Source organism: Cellulosimicrobium sp. NPDC030954, assembly GCF_055571305.1.
The window spans coordinates 110,510-133,220 of sequence record NZ_JBVIFN010000007.1; the positions used below are offsets into that span (position 1 = coordinate 110,510).

Annotated in this window: 17 protein-coding genes; 10 read left to right on the forward strand and 7 right to left on the reverse strand. The window is 75.1% G+C overall.

What is annotated here, in order from left to right:
• Positions 1-38: 38 nt before the first annotated feature.
• On the reverse strand, positions 39-962 hold the full coding sequence (locus tag ACZ402_RS14765) for an MBL fold metallo-hydrolase (protein WP_375824416.1): 924 nt from the start codon (positions 960-962) through the stop codon (positions 39-41).
• Between the two features lie 158 nt (positions 963-1,120).
• On the opposite strand from ACZ402_RS14765, the gene ACZ402_RS14770 reads away from it, so the two are divergent.
• The 4 genes from ACZ402_RS14770 to ACZ402_RS14785 all read left to right on the forward strand — a co-directional run bounded on the left by ACZ402_RS14770 (position 1,121) and on the right by ACZ402_RS14785 (position 5,892).
• Positions 1,121-3,952: a DNA translocase FtsK 4TM domain-containing protein gene (locus tag ACZ402_RS14770; protein ID WP_375824417.1), complete on the forward strand. Its 2,832-nt coding sequence runs from the start codon at positions 1,121-1,123 to the stop codon at positions 3,950-3,952.
• Between the two features lie 62 nt (positions 3,953-4,014).
• Complete coding sequence (gene pgsA, locus ACZ402_RS14775; protein WP_375824418.1) at positions 4,015-4,644, forward strand: CDP-diacylglycerol--glycerol-3-phosphate 3-phosphatidyltransferase; 630 nt, start codon at positions 4,015-4,017, stop codon at positions 4,642-4,644.
• The gene (locus tag ACZ402_RS14780) at positions 4,641-5,189 is read left to right on the forward strand and encodes a CinA family protein (RefSeq protein ID WP_375824419.1); all 549 of its coding nucleotides are present in this window, start codon (positions 4,641-4,643) and stop codon (positions 5,187-5,189) included. The genes pgsA and ACZ402_RS14780 overlap by 4 nt, the downstream gene beginning before the upstream one ends.
• A 361-nt stretch (positions 5,190-5,550) precedes the next feature.
• Positions 5,551-5,892 (forward strand): helix-turn-helix domain-containing protein, encoded by a 342-nt coding sequence (locus ACZ402_RS14785; RefSeq protein ID WP_024840578.1) that lies wholly within the window; start codon positions 5,551-5,553, stop codon positions 5,890-5,892.
• Positions 5,893-5,944: 52 nt separating this feature from the next.
• Here the strand turns inward: ACZ402_RS14785 and ACZ402_RS14790 are convergent, their stop codons facing one another.
• Together ACZ402_RS14790 and ACZ402_RS14795 are read right to left on the reverse strand one after the other, a co-directional pair.
• Positions 5,945-6,784 (reverse strand): DNA-formamidopyrimidine glycosylase family protein, encoded by an 840-nt coding sequence (locus ACZ402_RS14790; RefSeq protein WP_375824420.1) that lies wholly within the window; start codon positions 6,782-6,784, stop codon positions 5,945-5,947.
• A gap of 68 nt (positions 6,785-6,852) precedes the next feature.
• Entirely contained in the window at positions 6,853-11,955 is a 5,103-nt protein-coding gene (locus ACZ402_RS14795; protein WP_375824421.1) for an Lhr family helicase, read from the reverse strand.
• 117 nt (positions 11,956-12,072) lie between these two features.
• Here ACZ402_RS14795 and ACZ402_RS14800 point away from each other — a divergent pair, with 117 nt between their 5' ends.
• The 5 genes from ACZ402_RS14800 (at position 12,073) to ACZ402_RS14820 (ending at position 17,355) form a co-directional block, all read left to right on the forward strand.
• Positions 12,073-12,306 (forward strand): DUF3046 domain-containing protein, encoded by a 234-nt coding sequence (locus ACZ402_RS14800; protein WP_375824422.1) that lies wholly within the window; start codon positions 12,073-12,075, stop codon positions 12,304-12,306.
• 68 nt (positions 12,307-12,374) lie between these two features.
• Positions 12,375-14,603 carry a phage holin family protein gene (locus ACZ402_RS14805; RefSeq protein ID WP_375824423.1) on the forward strand — a complete coding sequence of 743 codons (2,229 nt, stop codon included), beginning with the start codon at positions 12,375-12,377 and terminating at the stop codon, positions 14,601-14,603.
• Entirely contained in the window at positions 14,600-15,418 is an 819-nt protein-coding gene (locus ACZ402_RS14810) for an MBL fold metallo-hydrolase (RefSeq protein WP_375824424.1), read from the forward strand. Before ACZ402_RS14805 ends, ACZ402_RS14810 begins: the two co-directional genes overlap by 4 nt.
• Before the next feature lie 195 nt (positions 15,419-15,613).
• Positions 15,614-16,729 (forward strand): recombinase RecA, encoded by a 1,116-nt coding sequence (gene recA, locus ACZ402_RS14815; protein WP_375824425.1) that lies wholly within the window; start codon positions 15,614-15,616, stop codon positions 16,727-16,729.
• 116 nt (positions 16,730-16,845) lie between these two features.
• Complete coding sequence (locus tag ACZ402_RS14820; protein ID WP_375824426.1) at positions 16,846-17,355, forward strand: regulatory protein RecX; 510 nt, start codon at positions 16,846-16,848, stop codon at positions 17,353-17,355.
• 5 nt (positions 17,356-17,360) lie between these two features.
• Here the strand turns inward: ACZ402_RS14820 and ACZ402_RS14825 are convergent, their stop codons facing one another.
• From ACZ402_RS14825 to ACZ402_RS14840, 4 genes are all read right to left on the reverse strand, one after another.
• The gene (locus ACZ402_RS14825) at positions 17,361-18,263 is read right to left on the reverse strand and encodes an amino acid ABC transporter permease (protein ID WP_375824427.1); all 903 of its coding nucleotides are present in this window, start codon (positions 18,261-18,263) and stop codon (positions 17,361-17,363) included.
• The gene (locus ACZ402_RS14830) at positions 18,260-18,949 is read right to left on the reverse strand and encodes an amino acid ABC transporter permease (protein WP_375824428.1); all 690 of its coding nucleotides are present in this window, start codon (positions 18,947-18,949) and stop codon (positions 18,260-18,262) included. Before ACZ402_RS14830 ends, ACZ402_RS14825 begins: the two co-directional genes overlap by 4 nt.
• A 99-nt stretch (positions 18,950-19,048) precedes the next feature.
• On the reverse strand, positions 19,049-19,927 hold the full coding sequence (locus tag ACZ402_RS14835; RefSeq protein WP_375824429.1) for a glutamate ABC transporter substrate-binding protein: 879 nt from the start codon (positions 19,925-19,927) through the stop codon (positions 19,049-19,051).
• A 103-nt stretch (positions 19,928-20,030) separates the two neighbouring features.
• Positions 20,031-20,849, reverse strand: coding sequence for an amino acid ABC transporter ATP-binding protein (locus ACZ402_RS14840; RefSeq protein ID WP_375824430.1), 819 nt, complete (start codon positions 20,847-20,849; stop codon positions 20,031-20,033).
• 102 nt (positions 20,850-20,951) lie between these two features.
• Between ACZ402_RS14840 and miaB the strand changes: the two genes are divergently transcribed.
• Positions 20,952-22,625, forward strand: a complete 1,674-nt coding sequence (gene miaB, locus ACZ402_RS14845; protein ID WP_375824431.1) for a tRNA (N6-isopentenyl adenosine(37)-C2)-methylthiotransferase MiaB — start codon at positions 20,952-20,954, stop codon at positions 22,623-22,625.
• The last annotated feature ends 86 nt before the right edge of the window (positions 22,626-22,711 follow it).

Here is a 22,711-nt window from a genome sequence, read left to right on the forward strand (position 1 = left end):
CCTGACGGGCGGTCGCTCGGTCGGCAGCCGGGAGCGTGTCAGCGGGAGCGCAGCGCGGCGAGCTGGTCGGCGTGCCACTCCGCGACGTACCCGACGAGCCGAGGGTCCGCCACGGTCGAACCGTGCCCCACGGCCGCGTCGAGCGCGTCGAGGTAGGCCCGGTCGGCCGCGAAGCGTCCGTCGACCGCCGCGCGTCCGACGGCCGGGCTCCCGTGGCCCGGGACGAGCACGTCCACGTCGCGCGCGGCAAGCTCGAGCGCGTCGAGCGCACCCCGGTAGACCCTGACCGGGTCGAGGGCGTCGGTGTCCACGAGCGGCACCTCGACGTCCGAGAGCATGTCGCCCGCCACGAGCACGGTCCCGTGCGGCGTGCGCACCACCAGCGCGGCGTGGCCCGGCGCGTGGGCGTCGTGCTCGACGACGGCCACCGACCCCGGGCCGGTCGGTGCCGCGTCGGGCCACGGGAGCCGCCGCGCGCCGCGGGGGAGCGGGGACAGCGCCCCGACGAGCGCGGGGTCGTGGCCGGGTGCGGCGGCCTCGGTCGACGCGAGGACCGTGGCACGCCGTCGCTGCGTCGTGGCGGCGGTGCGCGCCGTCGCCCAGCGGGGCGCGGCGCCGAGCGCGGGCGACCACAGCACGTGGTCCCAGTGCGCGTGCGTCGCGAACCCGGCGGTCACGCGCCAGCCGCGCGCCCGCACCGCGGCGGCGAGCCCCTCGACCTCGGCGACCGTCACCGCCGGGTCCACGACCAGCGCCCCGCCGTCCGGCGTGGTGACGACGGTCGACGTCGTGGTCCAGATCTCCGCCGTGGCGACCCAGACGCCGGGGAGCACCTCGACGAGGTCGCGCGCTCGCGGCGCGGCCGCGGCCCCGCCGGGGGCGGCGGTGCCCCGGCCGGTCGGTGGGTCGCTCGGTCCGCCGCCCGGTCCGTCGCTCCGCTCGGCGTGCGTGGGCTCGTGCACGGGTCCTCCGGTCCTCGTCGTTCGCGGGTCGTCGTCCGGGGTCGTCGTCCGTGGGTCCTCGCTCGCGGGGGTCGCGGGCCGTCCGGCAGCACCCCGGCCGGGACACGCGCCGCCGGGTCCGCGTCCGTGTCGTCCCTCGCAGGTAGGTTAGGACCACTATGGCGACCCGCACGTCCCCGCAGGCACGTCGGACCGCGAGCAACCGCACGCCAGCGCCCCGCACCTCGGCGCGCGGCGGTTCGTCCTCGGCCCGCGGCACGTCGCGCGCCGGTACCGGTCGCGGGCGGTCCACCTCCTCCGGCACGCGCCGGCCGGCCCGGCGCCCCGCGTCGGGGCCGCCGTGGCCCGTCCGCGCGGTGCGGGCGGTCTGGCTCGGCGCCGCGCACGGCGTGGGAGCGCTCGTGCGCACCATCGGAAAGGGAGCAAGAGAGCTGGACCCGGCACACCGGCGCGACGGCGTCGCGTTCTTCCTCATCGGCCTCGCGGTCGTCGTCGCGGCCCGCGAGTGGTGGGGCATCCAGGGCACGTTCGGCAAGGTCGTGCACGGCGTCGTCGCCGGCACGTTCGGCCTCGCGGGCGTCGCCGTACCCGTCCTGCTGCTCTGGCTCGCCGTGCGCATCATGCGCCACCCCGAGCGCGCCCAGGCGAACTCGCGCGTCGCGATCGGGCTCACGCTCATCGTCGTGTCGGTGTGCTCGCTCGTGCACATCTCCGAGGACCTCCCGGCGCCGGGCGACGGCTTCGAGGCGGTGCAGGACGCCGGCGGCATCGTCGGCTACCTGGCCGCGACGCCGGTGACCACCGGGCTGACGCCCTGGTTCGCGGTGCCCATCTTCCTGCTGCTCGGGTTCTTCGGGCTGCTGGTCGTCACCGCGACGCCGGTGCACCGGATCCCCAGCCGGCTGCGCGGCCTCTACGACGTGCTCACCGGCAACCACCGCGCGGACGACGCGGAGCAGGACGCCGACGGCCTCGCCCTCGCGGAGGGCGTCTCGCGCCACGACGGCTCCGACGTCCCGACCGGTCGTCGCCCTCGCAAGCCCCGGAAGACCAAGGCGCAGCGGGCCGCGGAGGCGGCCGAGATCGAGAAGCCCGAGGGCGGGTTCTCGGGCGACGAGGCGTTCGAGACCGCGGCGTTCCTCGACTACGAGGAGGACACGCCGCGAGGGCGGGGCAAGAAGCGGCGCGGGGACGAGCCGGTGCCCGGCACCGCACCGACCGAGGCCGTCCCCGCCGTCGGGCACGGCACCGCGCAGGACACCGCGGCGGCCGCGATGGGCGCCGTCGCGCCCGACCCCGCCGACGGCGCGGGCAGCGTCCCGCCGCCCCCGCCGAGCAGCCCCCTGCCGCGCGGCGTGCAGCCGATGCTCGAGGGCGACACGGTCTACCTCCTGCCCAACGAGGACTCCCTGGTCAAGGGGGCGCCGCACAAGGTCCGGTCCGCCGCGAACGACCGGGTCGTCGAGGCGCTCACCCAGACGTTCGAGCAGTTCGAGGTCGACGCGAAGGTCACCGGCTTCACGCGCGGCCCGACGGTCACGCGCTACGAGGTCGAGGTCGGCCCCAAGGTCAAGGTCGAGCGCATCACGTCGCTCTCGAACAACATCGCCTACGCGGTCGCGAGCGCGGACGTGCGCATCCTCGCGCCGATCCCCGGCAAGTCGGCGATCGGCATCGAGATCCCCAACACCGACCGCGAGACGGTCGTGCTCGGCGACGTGCTGCGGTCGTCGGCGGCGCGCCGGACCGAGCACCCCATGGTCATGGGCGTGGGCAAGGACGTCGAGGGCGGCTACGTCGTCGCGAACCTCGCGAAGATGCCGCACATCCTCGTCGCGGGCGCGACGGGCGCGGGCAAGTCGAGCTTCATCAACTCCATGATCACGTCGATCCTCATGCGCTCGACGCCCGAGCAGGTGCGCCTCGTGCTCGTGGACCCGAAGCGCGTCGAGCTGACCATCTACGAGGGCATCCCGCACCTCATCACGCCCATCATCACCAACCCGAAGAAGGCGGCTGAGGCCCTCGACTGGGTCGTGCGGGAGATGGACGCCCGGTACGACGACCTCGCCGCGTTCGGGTACAAGCACATCGACGACTTCAACGCCGCCGTGCGCTCGGGCAAGGTCAAGCCGCTGCCGGGCTCCGAGCGCAAGATCGCGCCCTACCCGTACCTGCTCGTGGTCGTCGACGAGCTCGCGGACCTCATGATGGTCGCCCCGCGCGACGTCGAGGCGTCGATCCAGCGCATCACGCAGCTCGCGCGAGCGGCGGGGATCCACCTCGTGCTCGCGACGCAGCGGCCGTCGGTCGACGTCGTCACCGGCCTCATCAAGGCCAACGTGCCGTCGCGCCTCGCGTTCGCGACGTCCTCGCTCGCGGACTCGCGCGTCGTGCTCGACCAGCCGGGCGCCGAGAAGCTCATCGGCCAGGGTGACGCGCTGTTCCTCCCGATGGGCGCCGCGAAGCCCATGCGCGTCCAGGGCGCGTGGGTCTCCGAGTCCGAGGTGCACTCGGTCGTCGAGCACGTCAAGGGCCAGCTCAAGCCGGTGTACCGCGAGGACGTCACGCAGACCGCGGCGAAGAAGCAGGTCGACGAGGACATCGGCGACGACCTCGACCTGCTCCTGCAGGCGACGGAGCTCGTCGTGACCTCGCAGTTCGGCTCGACGTCGATGCTCCAGCGCAAGCTGCGCGTCGGGTTCGCCAAGGCGGGTCGCCTCATGGACCTCCTCGAGTCCCGCGAGATCGTCGGCCCGTCCGAGGGGTCCAAGGCGCGCGAGGTCCTCGTCTCACCGGAGGAGCTCCCGTCCGCGCTCGCGCTGATCCGCGGCGAGCCGGCGCAGGACGTCTTCGACGGTCAGGCCTCCTCGGCGCCCGCGGCCTCGGCCGGTGCGGGGCACGACTACGGCGAGGGCACCGACGGGCACATGCCGCCGGTGGCGACCGACTACCACGACGGGGCCGACGTGGAGTCGGGCTGGCGCTGAGCCGGTGACCGCACGTCCGGGCCGCGGTCGGACCATCCCGGGCGACCCCCTAGGCTGGTGACGTGGTCACCGCCGTCCCCTCGCCGTGGAACTCCGCGAACCTCGTCACCATGGCGAGGATCCTGCTCGTCCCGTTCTTCGCGTGGGCGCTGCTCGTCGACGGCGGGGAGTCCGTCACGTGGCGGCTGGTCGCGACGGGCATCTTCGTCCTCGCCGCGACGTCGGACCGCCTGGACGGCTACCTGGCGCGCAAGTACGACCTCGTCACGGACCTCGGCAAGCTGCTCGACCCGATCGCGGACAAGCTGCTGGTCGGCACCGCGCTGGTCCTGCTCGCGTGGCCGCTCGGCGTGCTGCCCTGGTGGGTGCCCGTGGTCGTGCTCGCGCGCGAGCTCGGCGTCACGCTCCTGCGGTTCGCGGTCCTCAGGTACGCGGTCATGCCCGCGTCCCGCGGCGGCAAGCTCAAGACCGTGCTCCAGACGGTCGCCATCACGCTCTTCCTCCTGCCGCTGGCGCACCTGCCCGCGTGGATCGGCGTCGTCGCCTGGGTGGTGCTCGCCGCGGCGATCCTCGTCACCGTCGTGACGGGCGTGGAGTACGCGTACCAGGGCTGGCGGCTGCGGCGCGACGCGATCCGCGCGGCCCGCCTCGCCGAGCGCGGGGCGACGCCGGACGCCGCCTCGGCCTCGTGACGGGCGCGCGCGCCCCCGAGGTCGGGGGGACCCCGCTCGCGCGACCGGACGTCGTCGGCCTCCTCGCCGCGCTGGAGGCGCGCGGGTGGACCCTCGCGACCGCCGAGTCGCTCACGGGCGGCCTGCTCTCCGCGACGATCGTCGACGTGCCGGGTGCGTCGCGCGTGCTCCGCGGCGCCGTCGTCGCGTACGCGACGGACGTCAAGCGGTCGGTGCTCGGGGTCGACGGCGACCTCCTCGCCGCGCACGGGGCCGTCCACCCGGACGTCGCGCGCCAGATGGCGGAGCGGGTGCGGGAGGTGCTCGGCGCGGACGTCGGGGTCGCGACCACGGGCGTCGCGGGACCGGACCCGCAGGACGGTCAGTCCCCGGGCACGGTGTTCGTCGCGGCGAGCGGGCCGCGCGGGACGCACGTGCGTCGGCTGCACCTCGACGGCGACCGCGCGGCCGTGCGTGCCGGGACCGTCGCCGCGGCGGTCGACCTCGCGCGCGCGGTGGTCGAGGAACCGCCCTCCGCGGACCCGCGGGGTGAAATCCGCGGGTGAACCGCGGTCGCCCGGGCGACCCGCCGGGCCCGGGCCCGGCGGTGCTCGTGGAGAGGTCGTGAACGTGCCGCGGGGGGTTCGCCGGGCGGCACGGCGCGGGAACAAGGCCCCACGTCGGGACGTTGCACAGCACGTGATCGCCAACAGGACCGTCAACCGACCGGTGGGCCGCACGGACAGCGCGCCGACGGCCGGTCCGGCACGCCGAAACGGAGACGTGAGCGGACCGCGGGCGGGGTACGGTAGGACGACCCCGTCACGCGGGGCAGTGAACAGGAAGACCGGCACGAGCAGTTCGCGCACCCCGGTGGGGTCCTCACCGGCTCCGGGGGGCGCACGGGACACGGAAGGGGGTCGCCAGATGATTGTTCTTCGACGAGAGATCGGGGACGTGCTGCGAGACGCTCGCCAGCGACAGGGGCGCACCCTGCGAGAGGTGTCCTCCGCCGCACGGGTCTCGCTGGGCTACCTCAGCGAGGTCGAGCGCGGTCAGAAGGAAGCGTCGTCGGAGCTCCTCGGCTCGATCTGCGAGGCGCTCGACATCCCGATGTCGTTGGTGCTGCGCGAGGTCAGCGACCGGGTCGCGGTCGCCGAGGGTCTGCTCATCCCGGACACGATCCCGGCAGACTTCGCGACCGCGGTCCTCGGGCGGCAGAACCCCGACGGCACCGCACGACGAGAGGACCTGCAGCCCGTCGGCTGACGGTCCACGCCGGGGCCGCCCCGGAGCAGGTGCCGGGCAGCGACGCTCGCGATCACCCGCTCGCGGGCGGCGCCTGGCACGAGGGACACCAGAAGACCGGACGGTCGTACGGCGGCTCGTTCGCCGTACCTTCTGCGACAGGCGTGCCACAGACGTGGCACGCCTTTCGTGTGCGCGCGTGCACGTGACGTACGACGCCGGCCCGGGGGTCGAACCCGTGCCGGACGGTGCGCTGCATGAGCGCTCGTGCCGTCGTGAGCACGCCCGCGAGGTCCTCGACGTCCCGGACCGGGGTCCACGGGTAGATCCGCTCCGCGAAGAGCGACTCGGCCGTGTAGATCGTGCCGATACCGGCGACGAGGTGCTGGTCGAGCAGCGCCTCCGCGACCGGGACGCCGGTCCTCTCGCGGCCCGGTCGGTGCCGTGGCCCCGTGCCTCCCGCGGCGTCGTCCGCCCGCATGCGCGCGACGGCCTCCGCGAGCCCCGCCGTGAGAAAGTCGTCGGCCAGCACGTCGGGGCCGAGCGGGCCGGTGATGGTCCGTTCGTCGGCGGTGCGCAGCACGTGGAGCATCCCGATGCGGTTCCCGACGGCCGTCCACCACTCGTTGGCGAGCACCACGCGCACGTTCGGCTCCGCGCCCCGCGCGTCCCGGGCCCCCGTGCGGGCGAGGCGCCACGACCCCTCCATGCGCAGGTGCGTGTGCAACGACCGACCGTCGTCCAGCCGCGTGAACAGGTGCTTGCCGTACGGCACGTTCGCCACGACCGTCCGGCCCGTGAGGTCGACCTCGGCGGCGGTCGGCCATCGCAGCTCGGCGCGCACGAGGACCCGGCCGGCGAGCGCCTCGTCCAGGCGCGCGGACACGAGCCGCAGGATGTCACCCTCGGGCACGGCCGGCCCTCCGCGCGCTCGGGGTGCGTCGGCCGCTCCTCCCGGGACGTGGCTGCACGGGCGCCACGTCAGGCCGCCCGCAGGCCGCGGGGCGTCGCGCGGAACCCCGCGTCGAGGAGGGCGCGGACCGCCTCGTCGGCGGACGTCGCCGTCGTCCCCGCCCCGGCCAGCGCCTCGACCCCGTCGACCCGCTGCACCACGACCTTGCCGAGCCGGCCCGCGCGCACCGCGCGGACGAGCTCGGCGCTCGCCTCGGCGAGCCGCGGGCCGTCGACGAAGGAGAGGACCGACCGGCCCCCGCGCTCGACGTACAGGGCGAGGTCGCCGTCGCTCAGCACGACGACGGCCCCGGCCTTGCGCCCGGGGCGGTGGCCGCGCGACGTGTCGGCACCGGTCGCCGCGCGGTCCGCCGGCACCGCGCCCCCGGCGGGCTTTCCCACGGCCGCGGCCGCCACGGGGCTCGTCGCGGTGCCCGGCCCCGGGCCGACGGCGGACGGTCGTGCGGGCCACGGCAGCGCGGCGCCGTACGGGTTCGCGGGGTCGGTCGCGGCGAGGAGCACCGCGCCCGGCCGGGGGCCTCCGCGCGGCTGGCCGTCGTCGGGACGCAGCGGAGGCCGGCCGTCCGGCCCGGTGCCCGACCCGCGGGCCGCGGCGGACTCGATCGCCCGCTCGCGGTCCTGGGCGTCGGTGCGGAGCTGGTCCACCGCGCCCGGGAGCGCGAACTGGGAGCCGCCGAGGTGCTCGACGAAGTACCCGCGCCGCGCGGCTCCCGTCGCCTCGAGCTCGCTCAGCACGCGGTACACCGCGCGGAACGATCCCGCCACGCCCTCGGCGGGGGCGACGGCGCGCGTGAGCACCCCGTGCCGGTCGAGCAGGACGCGCGCGAGCGCGTGCGCGCGCCGGGTCGGGTCCGGCTCGCGCGGCGGCAGCGCCGACCAGCGGCCGGCGCCCCCGCGCAGCGTCGTGTCGGGCGAGGTCGGGGGCCGCAGCCCCGCGAACCGACCCCGCCCGACGGGGCGGGCGCGCGCCGGCGCCCGGGGGGCACGGTGCGCACCGCCGCCGGACCCGAGCCGGGCGCGCAGCGAGCCCAGCCCGTCGTTCGTCACGTGGCCCGACCAGACCAGGTCCCACAGCGCCTCGAGGGTCGGCCCGACCTCGGCGCCCGCCCGCTCGGCGAGCCGCGGGAGGAAGTAGCCGCCCGAGCCGTCGAGCAGGTCGAGGAGGGTCGCGTGCAGCCCGGTCTCGGGCGCGGGGCCGGGGTCCGGCAGCGTGAGCGGCGCCCACTCGGCCAGGTGGAGGCTCACGAGCCCGTCGCCGCCGCCCGAGCCGGGCAGGGGGGCGTGACCGCACCACACGACCTCCCCGGTCGTCGTGAGCTCGTCGAGCATCGTCGGCGTGTAGTCCGTGACCCGCGACGGCAGGACGAGCGTCTCGAGCGCGGAGGCGGGCACGGCCGCCCCCGAGAGCTGCTCGACGACGCGCAGCAGGCCGTCGGCCCCGCGCAGCGCTCCGAGCCCCTGCCACCGCGGCAGGAAGACGCCGAGCGTCTCTGCCGGCACCGGCTCGACCTCGGCGCGCAGCGCCGCGAGCGACCGCCGGCGCAGCACGCGCAGCACCTCGGCGTCGCACCAGTCGTCGCCCGTGCCGCCGATCGACTCGGGCCGCAGGCGCCCGCGGACGACGAGCCGTGCCGCCTCGAGCCGCTCGAGCGTCTGCACCACCACCGCGACGCCGAGGCCGAGGCGCGTCGCGAGGTCGCCCGCGGTGAACGGGCCGTGCGTGCGCGCGTGGCGGCGCACGAGGTCGCCGAGGGGGTCGGGGACGGGCTCGGTGAACACCTCGGGGATGCCGACCGGCAGCGCGACGCCCAGCGCGTCGCGCAGGCGGCCGGCGTCCTCCACGACGGCCCACTGCACGGCCCGCTCGGGAGCGACGCCTGCCAGCCGGACGCGGACCACGCGCCGGGCCGCCTCGAGCTCGCGCACCCACGCCCCGGCGTCGGCGCGCACGTCCTCGCGCGTGCGGGCCGCGACCTCGGCGTCCGTGAGGGGCCCGACCCGCCGCAGCACGTCCCACACGTCCTCCGCGTGACGGGCCTGGCGCTCCGGCGCGAGCGCGCCGAGCTCGGCCTCCGTGCGCTCGATCTGCGCGGGGTCGAGCAGGTCCGCGAGCTGCGCCGCGACGCCGTCGCCGCCCAGCAGCTCCGCGAGCAGCGTCGGGTCGAGCGAGAGCGCCGCCGCACGCCGCTCCGCGAGCGGGGCGTCGCCGTCGTAGAGGAACTGCGCGGTGTACCCGAACAGCAGGGACTGCGCGAAGGGCGACGGCGTCGGGGTCGTCACCTCGACGAGGCGCACGCGCCCGGCGGCGAGGTCGCGCATGAGGTCGGTGAGCGCGGCGACGTCGAAGTCGTCCTGCAGGCACTCGCGCGCCGCCTCGAGCACGATCGGGAACTCGGGGTACTGCGACGCGACCGACAGGAGCTGGGCCGAGCGCTGGCGCTGCTGCCACAGCGGCTGGCGGCGGTCCGGGCGACGCCGGGGGAGCAGGAGCGCGCGCGCCGCCGCCTCGCGGAACCGGGACGCGAACATGACCGACCCGCCGAGCTCGTCGCGCACCGCGTCGAGGACCTCGTCGGGGTCGAGCAGCAGGTCCTCCGCCGGCACGACGGGCGCGTCGCCGCCGAGCCCGCCCGTCCCGTCGCTCGACCCCTCCAGCCACGAGTCCCCGGTGTCCGGCAGGCGCAGGACGATGCCGTCGTCCGCGTGCATCGCCGCGGCGTCGACGCCGTACCGCTCCCGCAGCCGCGCGGCGAGCACGAGCGCCCACGGCGCGTGCACCTTCGCCCCGTAGGGCGAGTGCACGACGACGCGCCAGTCCCCGAGCTCGTCGCGGAAGCGCTCGACGACGACCGTCCGGTCGTCCGGCACGCGCCCGGTCGCGTCGCGCTGCTCGCGGAGGTAGGCGAGCAGGTTGTCGCTCGCCCACGCGTCGAGCCCGGCGGCACGGAGCCGGTCGGCCGCGGCGTCCTGGTCGTCCGCGGCGAGGGTGTCGGTCTCGCGGACCCAGGCGCCGAGCGCGCGGCCGAGCTCGGCGGGCCGGCCGGGGGAGTCGCCCTTCCAGAACGGCAGGCGCCCCGGGATGCCCGGCGCCGGGGTCACGAGCACGCGGTCGGGCGTGATGTCCTCGATGCGCCAGGTGCTCGACCCGAGCGTGAACGTGTCGCCGACGCGCGACTCGTACACCATCTCCTCGTCGAGCTCGCCGACGCGCTTCCCGCCGCGCGGCGCCCGGCCGCCCGCGGTGTCCGGGTCTCCGGCGACGGTCCCGGTGCCGGAGTCCGTCGCGAGGAAGACGCCGTACATCCCGCGGTCGGGGATCGTCCCGCCGCTCGTCGCGGCGAGGCGCAGCGCGCCCGGGCGCCCGGTGATCCGGCCCGACGCGCGGTCCCACACGATGCGCGCGCGCAGCTCGCCGAAGTCCTCGCTCGGGTAGCGCCCCGCCAGCATGTCGAGCACGGCGTGCAGCGACGCGTCGCCCAGGTGGGCGTAGGGCGCGCTGCGTCGCACGACGGTGGCGAGCTCGGCGACGGTCCACTCGTCGACCGCGACCATCGCCACGACCTGCTGCGCGAGCACGTCGAGCGGGTTCGCGAGCACGTGCAGCTCCTCGATGCCCCCGGTGCGCATGCGCTCGGCCACGACGGCGGACGGCACGAGGTCGCCCCGGTGCGTGGGGAACACGACGCCGTGCGAGACGGCGCCCACCTGGTGCCCCGCGCGCCCGATGCGCTGGAGCCCGGACGCGACCGACGGCGGGGCACCGACCTGCACGACGAGGTCGACCGCGCCCATGTCGATGCCGAGCTCGAGGCTCGACGTCGCGACGACCGCGGGCAGGCGCCCGTCCTTGAGCTCGGTCTCCGTCCGCGTGCGCTCCGCGCGGCTCATCGACCCGTGGTGGGCGCGCGCGATGACGGGCTCGGCGCCGGAGCTCGCGCCCGACTGCGCCTGCACCTGGGCCGCCGTGATCGTGCCCGGGTCGAGGACGTCCTCGCCCTGGCGCTCCGCCCACACCTCGTTCATGCGCGCCGTGAGCCGTTCGGCGCCACGTCGCGAGTTGGTGAAGACGAGCGTGGAGCGGTGGTCGGCGACCAGGTCGACGACGCGCTCCTCGACGTGCGGCCACACCGACGGGCGCGGAGGGCGCACGTCGGGCGCCCCGGTGGGTCGCGAGGTCGCCGGACCCGACAGGTCGGGCTCGCCCGGGGGCAGGGGCGGGAGGCCGTCGAGGGACGTCCCCGGTCTCGTGCCACCACCCCCGCGGCCGCCCGCCCCCGGGCGCGCCGCCGTCCGCTGCGAGGTGTCGGGAACGAGGGCCGCCGAGCCGAGGTCCGCGAGGTCGGGGACGGGCACCACGACGTCGACCTCGATGCGCTTGCTCGCGGGCGGCTGCACGACGACCACCTCGCGACCGGCCTCCGCCTCCGGGCGGTGGCCGCCGAGGAACGTCGCGACGGCCTCGACGGGCCGGACCGTCGCCGACAGCCCGACGCGCTGCGCCGGCGGGCGCTCCTGCGCCTCGAGGAAGGCGTCGAGCCGCTCGAGGGACACCGCGAGGTGCGCGCCGCGCTTGGTCCCGGCCACCGCGTGGATCTCGTCGACGATCACCGTCTCGACGCCCGCGAGCCCGGCGCGCGCCTGCGACGTGAGCACGAGGAACAGCGACTCGGGCGTCGTGATGAGGATGTCCGGCGGGTGCGTCGCGAGGCGGCGGCGCTCGCTCGTGGGCGTGTCGCCCGTCCGGGTGCCGACGACGACGTCCGGCACCTCGAGCCCCAGCCGCACCGCCGCCTGGCGGATGCCGGCGAGCGGCGACCGGAGGTTGCGCTCGACGTCCGCCGCGAGCGCCTTGAGCGGCGAGACGTACACGACGCGGCAGCGCCGCTCCCGGGCGACCTCCGCGCCGGACCCGGGCGCGGCCATGATCCGGTCGAGCGACCAGAGGAACGCCGCGAGCGTCTTGCCCGACCCGGTCGGGGCGACGACGAGCGCGTGCCGGTCGCTCGACACGGCGTCCCACGCCCCCGCCTGCGCGGCGGTCGGGGCGTCGAACGCGCCCGAGAACCAGGCGCGCGTGGGCGCGGCGAAGCGCGCGAGCGGGTCCACGGTCACCCGCCCATTGTGGTCGTGCCCACCCACACGCGCCGCGCGACGCGGGGCAGGCGCCCCGCCAGTGCGACAGACAGGTGCGGGAACAGCACGGCCGTCCGTCCGTGGGAGGCTGGTGCCGTGCGCTACCGCGAGTTCTCCGAGCTGGTCGACGAGGTGTTCGGCGCGTCCCTGGGACGCGCCTACGTCCGGGAGCAGGTGCTGTCCGCGCTCGACGACCGGACCGCCGCCCAGGCCCTCGAGGACGGCGTGGAGCCGCGCGTCGTCTGGCACGCGCTGTGCGACGCGCTCGACGTGCCCGACGAACGCCGCTGGGGTCACGACGACCACCGCCAGGCCCCGCCGCGCCGCTGACCCGTCCCGCGCCGGCGGCCGCGGACCGTCGAGGGGCGCGACGGGCCGCGCGCCACGATGATGGCCGCATGAGCGCTCCCGCCCGAGGCCGTGCCGCGGTCCGCGTGACCGCGGCCGACGTGCGGGGAGCCGTCTGGTCGCTCGTCTCGACGACCGTCGGCCTGGGGCTCGCGATCTGGTTCGTGCCCGGGGTCGAGGTCACCAACCCGTGGTCGCTCGTCCTCGCGGCGCTCGCCGTCGGGCTGGGCGACGTGCTCCTGCGCCCCGTGCTGCGGCGGCTCGCGCACCGGTTCGGCGTGGTCGGCGCGCTCGTGTCCGGCGTGGTGGCGCAGCTGGCGGTCGCGTGGGCGGCCCTCACGTACCTGCCGGGGTTCCGGAGCGGCTCGTGGGTGGACGTCCTCGCGGTCCTCGTGCTCGCCGCCGTCCTCATGGCGCTCGGTCGCTGGGTCGTGGGGGCGAGCGACAACGAGTACGTCCTGGGCGACCTCCTCCGGCGCGCGCGCCGGCAGGCGGGACTCCCGCGGCGGGACCAGGGTGCGGCGGGTGCGGCCGGGCGGCCGGCGGGGCTGCTCCTCGTCCTGCTCGACGGCGTCGCGCGCCCCACGCTCGACTACGCGCTCCAGGCGGGGCTGACCCCGACGCTCGCGCGCTGGCTCGGCAGCGGGAGCCACCACCTCACGACGTGGTGGGCGCGCGTGCCCGCGACGACGCCGGCCTCGACGATCGGCCTCCTGCACGGCTCGACCGAGCACGTGCCCGCGTTCCGCTGGTGGTCGCGCGCGCTCGGCCGGCTCGTCGTGACCAACCGCCCCGCCGACGCGGCGGCGGTCGAGGCGCGCACGAGCGACGGTTCCGGGCTGCTCGCGGGGGGCGGCGTCGCCGTCTCGACCATGTTCTCGGGCGACGCCGCGACGAGCCTGCTCGTGATGAGCCGTGCGCGCGAGGGCCTCGGGCCGGGGCAGATGTTCGTGCACTTCTTCGCGAGCCCGTTCGTGCTCGTCCGGGCGGTCGTCGTTGCGCTCGGCGAGCTCGTCAAGGAGCTGTACCAGGGCTGGCAGCAGGCCGTGCGCGGCGTCGAGCCCCGCGTGTCGCGCCTCGGCTGGTACCCGGTGCTGCGCGCGGTGACGAACGTCGTGCTGCGCGACCTCAACACGACGCTCGTCGCGGAGCAGCTCGTGCGCGGGGCGCCGGTCGTGTGCGTCGACCTCGTCGACTACGACGAGATCGCCCACCACGCCGGGCCGCTGCGCCCTGAGTCGCTGCGCGCGCTCGAGGGGCTCGACCGCGTCGTCGGCCTCTGGGAGCAGGTCGCCGCGGTGGCCCCGCGCCGGTACGACGTCGTCGTGCTCTCGGACCACGGGCAGTCGCTCGGGTCCACGTTCGAGCAGGTCGAGGGCCGGTCCTTCCTCGACGAGGTCCGCCGGCTGATGGCGCTCCGGCCGGGCCCGCACGACGGGCCTCGCGCGGGCGAGGGCTCCTCGCGGGGCGAGGGCTCCTCGCGGGGCGAGGGGCGCCGTCGGGCCACCGCGCCGGACAGCGAGACCTGGGGCCCGACGAACACGGCCCTCAACGCCCTGCGGCCGACGGCGCCGGACGCCGTCCCGGAGGGCGCGGGCCGCATGCTGGTCGGTCCGGACCGCTCGGAGCGCCGCGGCGGACCCGAGACCGCCGCGCTGCCCGAGCTCCCCGAGGTCGCGGTCGTGGGGTCGGGCAACCTGGGCATGGTGTGGTTCCCGCGCGAGCCACGGCGGCTCACGGGGGACGAGGTCCGTGACCGGTGGCCCGGCCTGCTCCCGGGGCTCGTCGCGAACCCCGCCGTCGGCGTCGTCGTCGAGCGCGGGGCCGGCGGGGAGGCGCGGGCGCACGGCCGCGGCGGCTCGCGCGACCTGCGGACCGGCGAGGTCGTGGGGGAGGACCCGCTCGCGGGCTACGGGTCGCGCGCGGCGGCGGACCTGCTGCGTGTCGCGGACCTCGAGGACGCGGGCGACCTCGTGCTCGTCTCGCGTGTGGACGAGGTCGGGATGGTGCACGCGTTCGAGGGGCTGGTCGGGTCCCACGGCGGCCTCGGCGGGGCGCAGAACGAGGCCGTCCTGCTGCACCCCACGCACCTCGTGCTGCCCGACGACGAGCTCGAGGACGTGGACGGCGCGCGGATGCTCGTCGGGGCCGAGGCGGTCCACCGGCGCCTCGTCGCCTGGCTCGGCGACCTCGGCCTGCGCCCCGCCGAGCCCGCCGAGCCCGCCGCGCCCGCCGCGCCCGCCGCGAACGGGGCGCCGCGAGGGGAGGAGGAGCCGTGAGCGTCCGCGTGACGTGGCTCGGCCACTCGAGCGTCGTCCTCGACCTGCCGTCCGGCCGCCCCGGCGGCCGGGCCGTGCGGCTCGTCGCCGACCCGCTCCTGCACCGGCACGCCGGGATGCTGCGGCGGCGCGGGGAGCGGCCTGCCGCGGTGTGGCAGGGCAGCGACGCCGTCCTCCTGTCCCACCTGCACCACGACCACGCCGAGCTGCGCTCGCTGCGCCTCCTCGGCGACGTGCCCGTGCTCACCGCGCCGGCGAACGCGCGGTGGCTGCGCGCCCGGGGCCTGCGCGGGGTCGGGCTCGACGACGCGTGGCACGCGGTCGGCCCGGCCGAGGCGGGGGTCGAGGTGCGCCTCGTGACGGCGGTGCACGGGCACCGGCCGATGCCGCACCGGCCCAACGCGGCGAACGGGCACCTCGTGCGGTCGGACGGTCCGCGCGGTGTGCGGGTGTGGGTCGTCGGGGACACCGAGCACTACCCGGACATGGTCCACCTCCCGGCGCTCGCGGACGGCCCCGTGGACGTCGCGCTCGTCCCGGTGGGCGGGTGGGGCCCGCGCCTGTCGGGCGGGCACCTCGGCCCCGCGCAGGCGGCACGGGTGTGCGCCGAGGTGGGCGTCGGCGTCGCGATCCCGGTGCACTGGGGCACGCTGCACGCACCGGGCGGACGGCACTTCCCGCGCGGGTGGATGGACCACGCGGGGACGGCGTTCGAGGCGGCGGTGCAGCGCGAGGCGCCGGGGACGCGCGTCGTGGTGCTGCGCCCGGGGGAGGCGTGGTCGTCGTCCGGCGACGAGAGCGGGGCGCGGGCGTGACACGCCGAGGTGCGCGTTCCGGGATCGAACACGTGTTCGGCTAGAGTTGTGCACAGGGCCCGCCGCGGCGGGTCCAGGACGCCGGTCCGGCACGACGATCCACAGGCTCGAGGGTCGCCGGAGCCGCGTGTCGGTGGCTGCCCGTAGCGTCGGGCCACAACGAACAGATGAACGTCGAACCGAAGGTGGACTGACATGCCCGCACCCGCAGACCGCGAGAAGGCGCTCGAGGCAGCCCTCGCCCAGATCGACCGGAGCTTCGGCAAGGGCTCCGTGATGCGCCTCGGCGAGGAGGGCCGCGCCCCCGTCGAGGTCATCCCCACGGGCTCCATCGCGCTCGACATCGCGCTCGGCATCGGCGGCCTGCCGCGCGGGCGCGTCATCGAGGTGTACGGCCCGGAGTCCTCCGGCAAGACCACGGTCGCGCTGCACGCCGTGGCGAGCGCGCAGCGCGCCGGTGGCATCGCGGCGTTCATCGACGCCGAGCACGCGCTCGACCCCGAGTACGCCAAGAAGCTCGGCGTGGACACCGACGCCCTGCTCGTCTCCCAGCCGGACACGGGGGAGCAGGCGCTCGAGATCACGGACATGCTCATCCGCTCGGGCGCGCTCGACATCATCGTCATCGACTCCGTCGCGGCGCTCGTGCCCAAGGCCGAGATCGAGGGCGAGATGGGCGACAGCCACGTCGGCCTTCAGGCCCGCCTCATGTCGCAGGCGCTGCGCAAGATCACGGGTGCGCTCAACGCGTCCGGGACGACCGCGATCTTCATCAACCAGCTCCGCGAGAAGATCGGCGTCTTCTTCGGCTCGCCCGAGACGACGACCGGTGGCAAGGCGCTGAAGTTCTACGCCTCCGTCCGCCTCGACATCCGCCGCATCGAGACGCTCAAGGAGGGCACCGACGCGGTCGGCAACCGGACCCGCGTCAAGGTCGTCAAGAACAAGATGGCCCCACCCTTCAAGCAGGCCGAGTTCGACATCCTCTACGGCGTCGGCATCTCGCGCGAGGGCGGCCTCATCGACATGGGTGTGGAGCACGGGTTCGTGCGCAAGTCCGGGTCGTGGTTCACCTACGGTGGCGACCAGCTCGGCCAGGGCAAGGAGAACGCGCGCTCGTTCCTGCGCGACAACCCGGACCTCGCCAACGAGCTCGAGAAGAAGATCAAGGAGAAGCTCGGCGTCGGGGCTAAGGTCGACGCGCCGGCCGACCCGGCCGCGGGCGCGACGGTCGCGGCCGACGGCGCTGCGGCGCCCGCCGCGGCGAAGGCCCCGGCTGCAGCCGCCAAGGGGAAGAAGTCGCCGTTCTGATCGGCGAGCAGGACGGGGACGAGGGCGTCGAGCCCTCCGGCCCGCCCGAGGAGGACGACGGGCGTCGTGCCGGCCGCAAGGCCGCGCGGCGCCCGCGCCCGACCCTCCACGAGCTCGTGGAACGGGGCGAGATCAGCGACGCCGACCTCGCCGAGCGCGCCCGGGAGACCGTGCTGCGGATCCTCACGGCCGCGCCGAAGAGCCGCGCGGAGCTCGCGCAGTCCCTCGCGCGCAAGGGCTACCCCGAGCACGTCGTGCTGCCGATCCTCGACCGGCTCGAGGAGGTCGGCCTCGTCGACGACGCGCAGTACGCGGAGATGATCGTCCGCACCCGGCACGCGGAGCGCGGGCTGTCCCGCCGCGCGATCTCGACCGAGCTGCGCCGCCGCGGCATCGACGGCGAGGTCGGCGCCGCGGCGCTCGAGCAGGTCGACGACGACTCCGAGGCCGACGCGGCCCTGGAGCTCGCGCGCACGCGCCTCGCCCGCACGCGTGGCCTCGACCGTGACGTGCGGGTGCGCCGGACCGTCGGGGCGCTCGCCCGGAAGGGCTACAGCCCGTCGCTGGCCTTTGAGATCGTCCAGCGAGAGCTCGACGCCGAGGCGGTCGAGCCCCCGCTCGACTGAACCCGTCAGCGGGTGACGGAGACTGCGGGTGCGTCCTCGGCCGGTCCTCCCGCGACGACCGTGGGGTTCCCGATGCCCGGGCCGGCGGCCGTCGCGCCCGCGGTGCGGCCGCTGAGGAAGCGGGAGAGCCAGCGCGCCACGAGGGTCAGCAGCCAGTTGATGACGATGAAGATCACCGCGGCGAGCACGAGCGACTGCAGGATGTTGCCGTTGCCGACGCCGTAGAGCTGCGCGGCCCGCAGGAGCTCGTTGTACGTGATGATCTGCCCGAGCGCGGAGTCCTTGAGCACGACGACGAGCTGGGACACGAGCGCGGGGAGCATCGCGATGAGCGCCTGGGGGAGCTGGATCGACCGCAGCGTCTGCCCCGTGGTGAGCCCGATCGCGAGCCCGGCCTCGCCCTGGCCCCGGGGGAGGTTCCCGACGCCCGAGCGGACGAGCTCGGCGATGACGGAGCCGTTGTAGAGCACGAGCGCGAGCACCACGGCGAGGAACGGCGCGTCGTCGACGTGGCTGAGGCCCAGGAGCAGCCAGAAGAAGATCATCATGAGCAGCACGGGCACGGCCCGGAAGAACTCGACCACGATGCCGCTCACGACGCGCACCGCGCGCAGGTGCGACAGCCTGCCGGTGCCGAAGAGGAGCCCGAAGACCAGCGCGCCGACGATGGCGAAGCCGGCGGCGCGCAGCGTGTTCTGCAGGCCCGGGATGAAGTAGTACTGCCACGCGTCGGCCGTGAACAGCGACGACCACAGCTCGGGGGCGAGCTGGCCCTTGTTGCCGAGCGCGACGAGCACGAGGGCGGCGACGCCGAGCACGACGATCGCCCCGACCACGTTGCCGATCATGATCGCGCGTCGCGCCCGGGGGCCCGGGGCGTCGAAGAGGACGGACTGCTGGGTGCTCATCGGCGGACCGCCAGTCGGTTCGAGAGGGACGTGGTGAGCAGCCCGATGGGGATGACGAGGATGACGTAGCCGATCGCGAACGTCAGGAAGATCCCGTAGATGTAGTTCGAGTTGAACTCGATCATGGTCTTCATGAGGCTCGACGTCTCCGTCGTGACGCTCGCCGCCGCCGCGACCGTGGAGTTCTTCAGCAGCGCGATGAGCGTGTTGCCGAGCGGCGCGACGGAGCCGCGGAACGCCTGGGGCAGGATGATGAGGCGCGCCGCGGGCAGGAACGGCAGGCCGATCGCGCGCGCCGCCTCGGCCTGGCCGAGCGGCACCGTGTTCACGCCCGACCGGATCGACTCGCACACGAACGCCGCGTGGTAGATCGCCAGGCCCACGACCGCGAGCCGGAAGAAGTTCGCCGCGAAGTCGGGTGCGAGCGTGACGTTGAGCTGTCCCCACAGCCCCAGCACCATGAAGGTCATGATGATGGTCAGCGGCGTGTTGCGGAACACGTTGACGTACGCGGTCCCGGCCCAGCGCAGGCTCGGCACGGGGGAGATGCGCATGAGCGCGAGCGCCGTGCCGAGCACGAGCGCGAGGATCGCGGCCCAGAACGTCAGCTGGATGTTGACCCAGAACGCGCCGAGCACGTCGTACTCCCGGGCGAGCGCCCAGGTCTGCGACAGGTAGTCACCCACGGTTGGTGGTCCTCCGGGAGGGTACGTGCCGGGCCGGGTCGACGGCCCGGTGGCCGGGGGAGCGGCGCACCGGCGCGCGGCTCCCCCGGCCGTGGACGGTCAGGCGCAGGGGTCGACCGTCGGAGGGTTCTCGCTGGCGTTCGGCGTGTACCCGGTGCCTTCGGTGTTCTTGGTGACGAACTCCTCCCAGGAACCGTCCTCGATCATCTTCTCGATCGCGGTGTTGACGTCCTCGCAGACGTCGTTGTCCTGCGGGAGCCCGACGCCGTAGCGCTCGGTCGAGAACGGCGCCCCGACGACCTTGACCTTGCCCTTGTTGGCGGGCTGGGCCGCGAGGCCCGCGAGGATGATGTCGTCGGTCGTGACGGCGTCGACCTGGCCGGCGGTGAGCGCGGTGACGCACTCGGCGTAGCCGGGGCGCTCGAGGAGCTGCACGCCCGCGGCGTACTCGTCCTTGATGCGCTGCGCCGACGTCGAGCCCGTGACGGAGCAGAGGTTCTTGCCCTCGAGCGACTCCGGTCCGGTGATGTCGGTGTTGTCCTCGGCGACGAGCAGGTCCTGCCCGGCCACGAAGTACGGCCCGGCGAACGCGACCGTCTCCTTGCGCGTGTCCGTGATGGAGTAGGTCGCGAAGATCATGTCGACCTGGCCGGTCTGGAGCATCGTCTCGCGCTGGGCGGACGGCGCCTCGACCCACTCGATCTGGTCCTCGCCGTAGCCGAGCTCGCCTGCCACGTACGTGGCGACGTCGACGTCGAAGCCCGTGTAGGTGGAGCCGTCCTGGTACCCGAGCCCCGGCTGGTCGAACTTGATGCCGATCTTGATCGAGCCCTCGGCGCCACCGCCGGTGTCGCCCGTGTCGGTGGCCGTGTCGGTCGCGTCGTCGTCGCCGCCGCCGACCTCGCCGCCGCCGCACGCCGCGAGCGTGAGCGCGGTGAGAGCGGCCAGCACGGCAGCACCTGCGTGTCGTGTGCGCATCGTTCCTACCCTTCGTGAGTGGTGGACGCCCGTCGAAGGTGTGCCTCGACGGTCGACCGGGTTCTGGGGCTGTCGGGCCGGGCTCGTGCCTGCCCGGCGGGGTTCAGTGGGTGAGGATCTTCGAGAGGAAGTCCTTGGCGCGGTCGCTCTTGGGCGCGGTGAAGAACTCCTCGGGATGGGCCTCCTCGACGATCTGGCCGTCGGCCATGAAGACGACCCGGTTCGCGGCCTTGCGGGCGAAGCCCATCTCGTGCGTGACGACGATCATCGTCATGCCCTCCTTGGCGAGGGCGACCATGACGTCGAGGACCTCGTTGATCATCTCGGGGTCGAGCGCCGAGGTGGGCTCGTCGAAGAGCATGACCTTGGGCTGCATCGCGAGCGCGCGGGCGATGGCGACGCGCTGCTGCTGCCCGCCGGAGAGCTGGGCGGGCATCTTCTGCGCCTGGTTCATCACGCCGACGCGGTCGAGCAGCGCGAGCGCGCGGTCCTTCGCGACCTTGGCCTTCTCGCGCCGCACCTTGACGGGGCCGAGCGTGACGTTGTCGAGGATCGTCTTGTGCGCGAAGAGGTTGAAGGACTGGAAGACCATGCCGACGTCGGAGCGCAGCCGCGCGAGCGCCTTGCCCTCCTCGGGCAGCGGCTCGCCGTCCACCAGGATCTCGCCGGAGTCGATCGTCTCCAGCCGGTTGATCGCCCGGCACAGCGTCGACTTGCCCGAGCCCGACGGGCCGATGACGACGAGCACCTCGCCGCGCCGGACGGTCAGGTTGATGTCCCGGAGCACGTGCAGCTCCCCGAAGTGCTTGTTGACGTCGCGCAGCTCGACGAGCGGCTCACCGAGGACCTGCTCGGCGGGGAGGGGCTGAGCGTCCTGCGCGCTGCGCTGCGCGTCGGACGGCGAAGAGGTTTCGTCGGCCATTCCTGGACACTATGTCCCTTCTGTTGCACGGTGCCACCTCATCCGGCAACAGTCGGGCAACAGTTCCGTAACACGGCACCCGGCGCCGTACCCTGGACGGTGATGTCCACGATCGCCCCCGCCCCCGTCCCGGCCGCGCTCGCACCCGGTGCCACCTCCGGTGCGCCGGTCGACGACGCGCACCCGCGCACCTACGTCGTCCGCACGCTCGGTTGCCAGATGAACGTCCACGACTCCGAGCACATGGCCGGGATGCTGGAGGAGGCGGGGTACACGCGCGCGAGCGCGGACGACGAGGCCGCGAACCGCGCCGACGTCGTCGTCATCAACACGTGCGCCGTGCGGGAGAACGCCGCGACGCGCCTCTACGGGAACCTCGGCCAGCTCGCCTCCGTGAAGGCCGCGCGGCCCGGGATGCAGATCGCCGTCGGCGGCTGCCTCGCGCAGAAGGACCGCGGCACGATCGTCGAGAAGGCGCCGTGGGTCGACGTCGTCTTCGGCACGCACAACCTCGACGCGCTGCCCGTGCTGCTCGAGCGCGCACGCCACAACGAGGCCGCGCAGGTCGAGATCGCCGAGTCGCTGCAGGTGTTCCCGTCCACGCTGCCGACGAAGCGCGAGTCGGTCTACGCCGGCTGGGTGTCGATCAGCGTCGGCTGCAACAACACGTGCACGTTCTGCATCGTGCCGCACCTGCGCGGCAAGGAGCGCGACCGTCGTCCGGGCGAGGTCCTCGCCGAGGTCGGGGCGCTCGTCGAGGCCGGTGCCATCGAGGTGACGCTGCTCGGCCAGAACGTCAACAGCTACGGCGTCGAGTTCGGCGACCGCGGCGCGTTCGCCAAGCTCATGCGCGCGTGCGGGACGATCGACGGCCTCGAGCGCGTCCGGTTCACGTCGCCGCACCCGGCCGCGTTCACCGACGACGTCATCGCGGCCATGGCCGAGACGCCGAGCGTCATGCCCCAGCTCCACATGCCGCTCCAGTCGGGCTCCGACCGGATCCTGCGCGCCATGCGCCGCTCCTACCGCTCCGAGCGGTTCCTCGGGATCCTCGACCGGGTGCGGGCCGTCATGCCCGACGCCGCGATCACCACCGACATCATCGTGGGTTTCCCGGGGGAGACCGAGGAGGACTTCGCGGAGACGATGCGCGTCGTCGAGGCCTCGCGCTTCTCCTCGGCCTTCATGTTCCAGTACTCGCCCCGCCCCGGGACGCCGGCCGCGACCATGGACGAGCAGCTCCCCAAGGAGGTCGTCCAGGAACGCTTCGAGCGGCTCCAGGCGCTCCAGGAGCGCATCGCCGGCGAGGAGTCCGCACGCCAGGTGGGCCGGACGATCGACGTCCTCGTCGGCGAGGGCGCCGGGCGCAAGGACGGCGCCACGCACCGCGTGACCGGACGCGCCCCGGACAACCGGCTCGTCCACCTCGCGCTCCCCACGGACGTCGTCCCCACGGCGCCCGACGACGCCGCGACCTCGTCCGGCGCGACGCCCTGGTCCACGGACCCGCGCCTCGCGGACGACCTCGACCCCCGCATGCCGCGACCCGGTGACGTCGTCACGGTCGAGGTCACGCGCTCCGCGCCCCACCACCTCATCGCCGACTCGGCGGTCGGGGGCGGCACGTTCGCGGTGCGGCGCACCCGCTCCGGCGACGCGTGGGCGCAGCGCGAGCGCGCCCGCCTGGGCGGTGCCGACGACGACCACGGGCACGGTCACGGCGGCGGCGCCGCGTCCGGCCCCGTCGCCCTGGGCCTCCCCACGCTCCGCGCCTGAGCCGCCGATCCCGGCCCCGCGTGCCCGGACGCGCGTTCCGGGCGCGCATGCCCGCCAGTGCTTGCTGGCCGTGCGGACCTGGACGT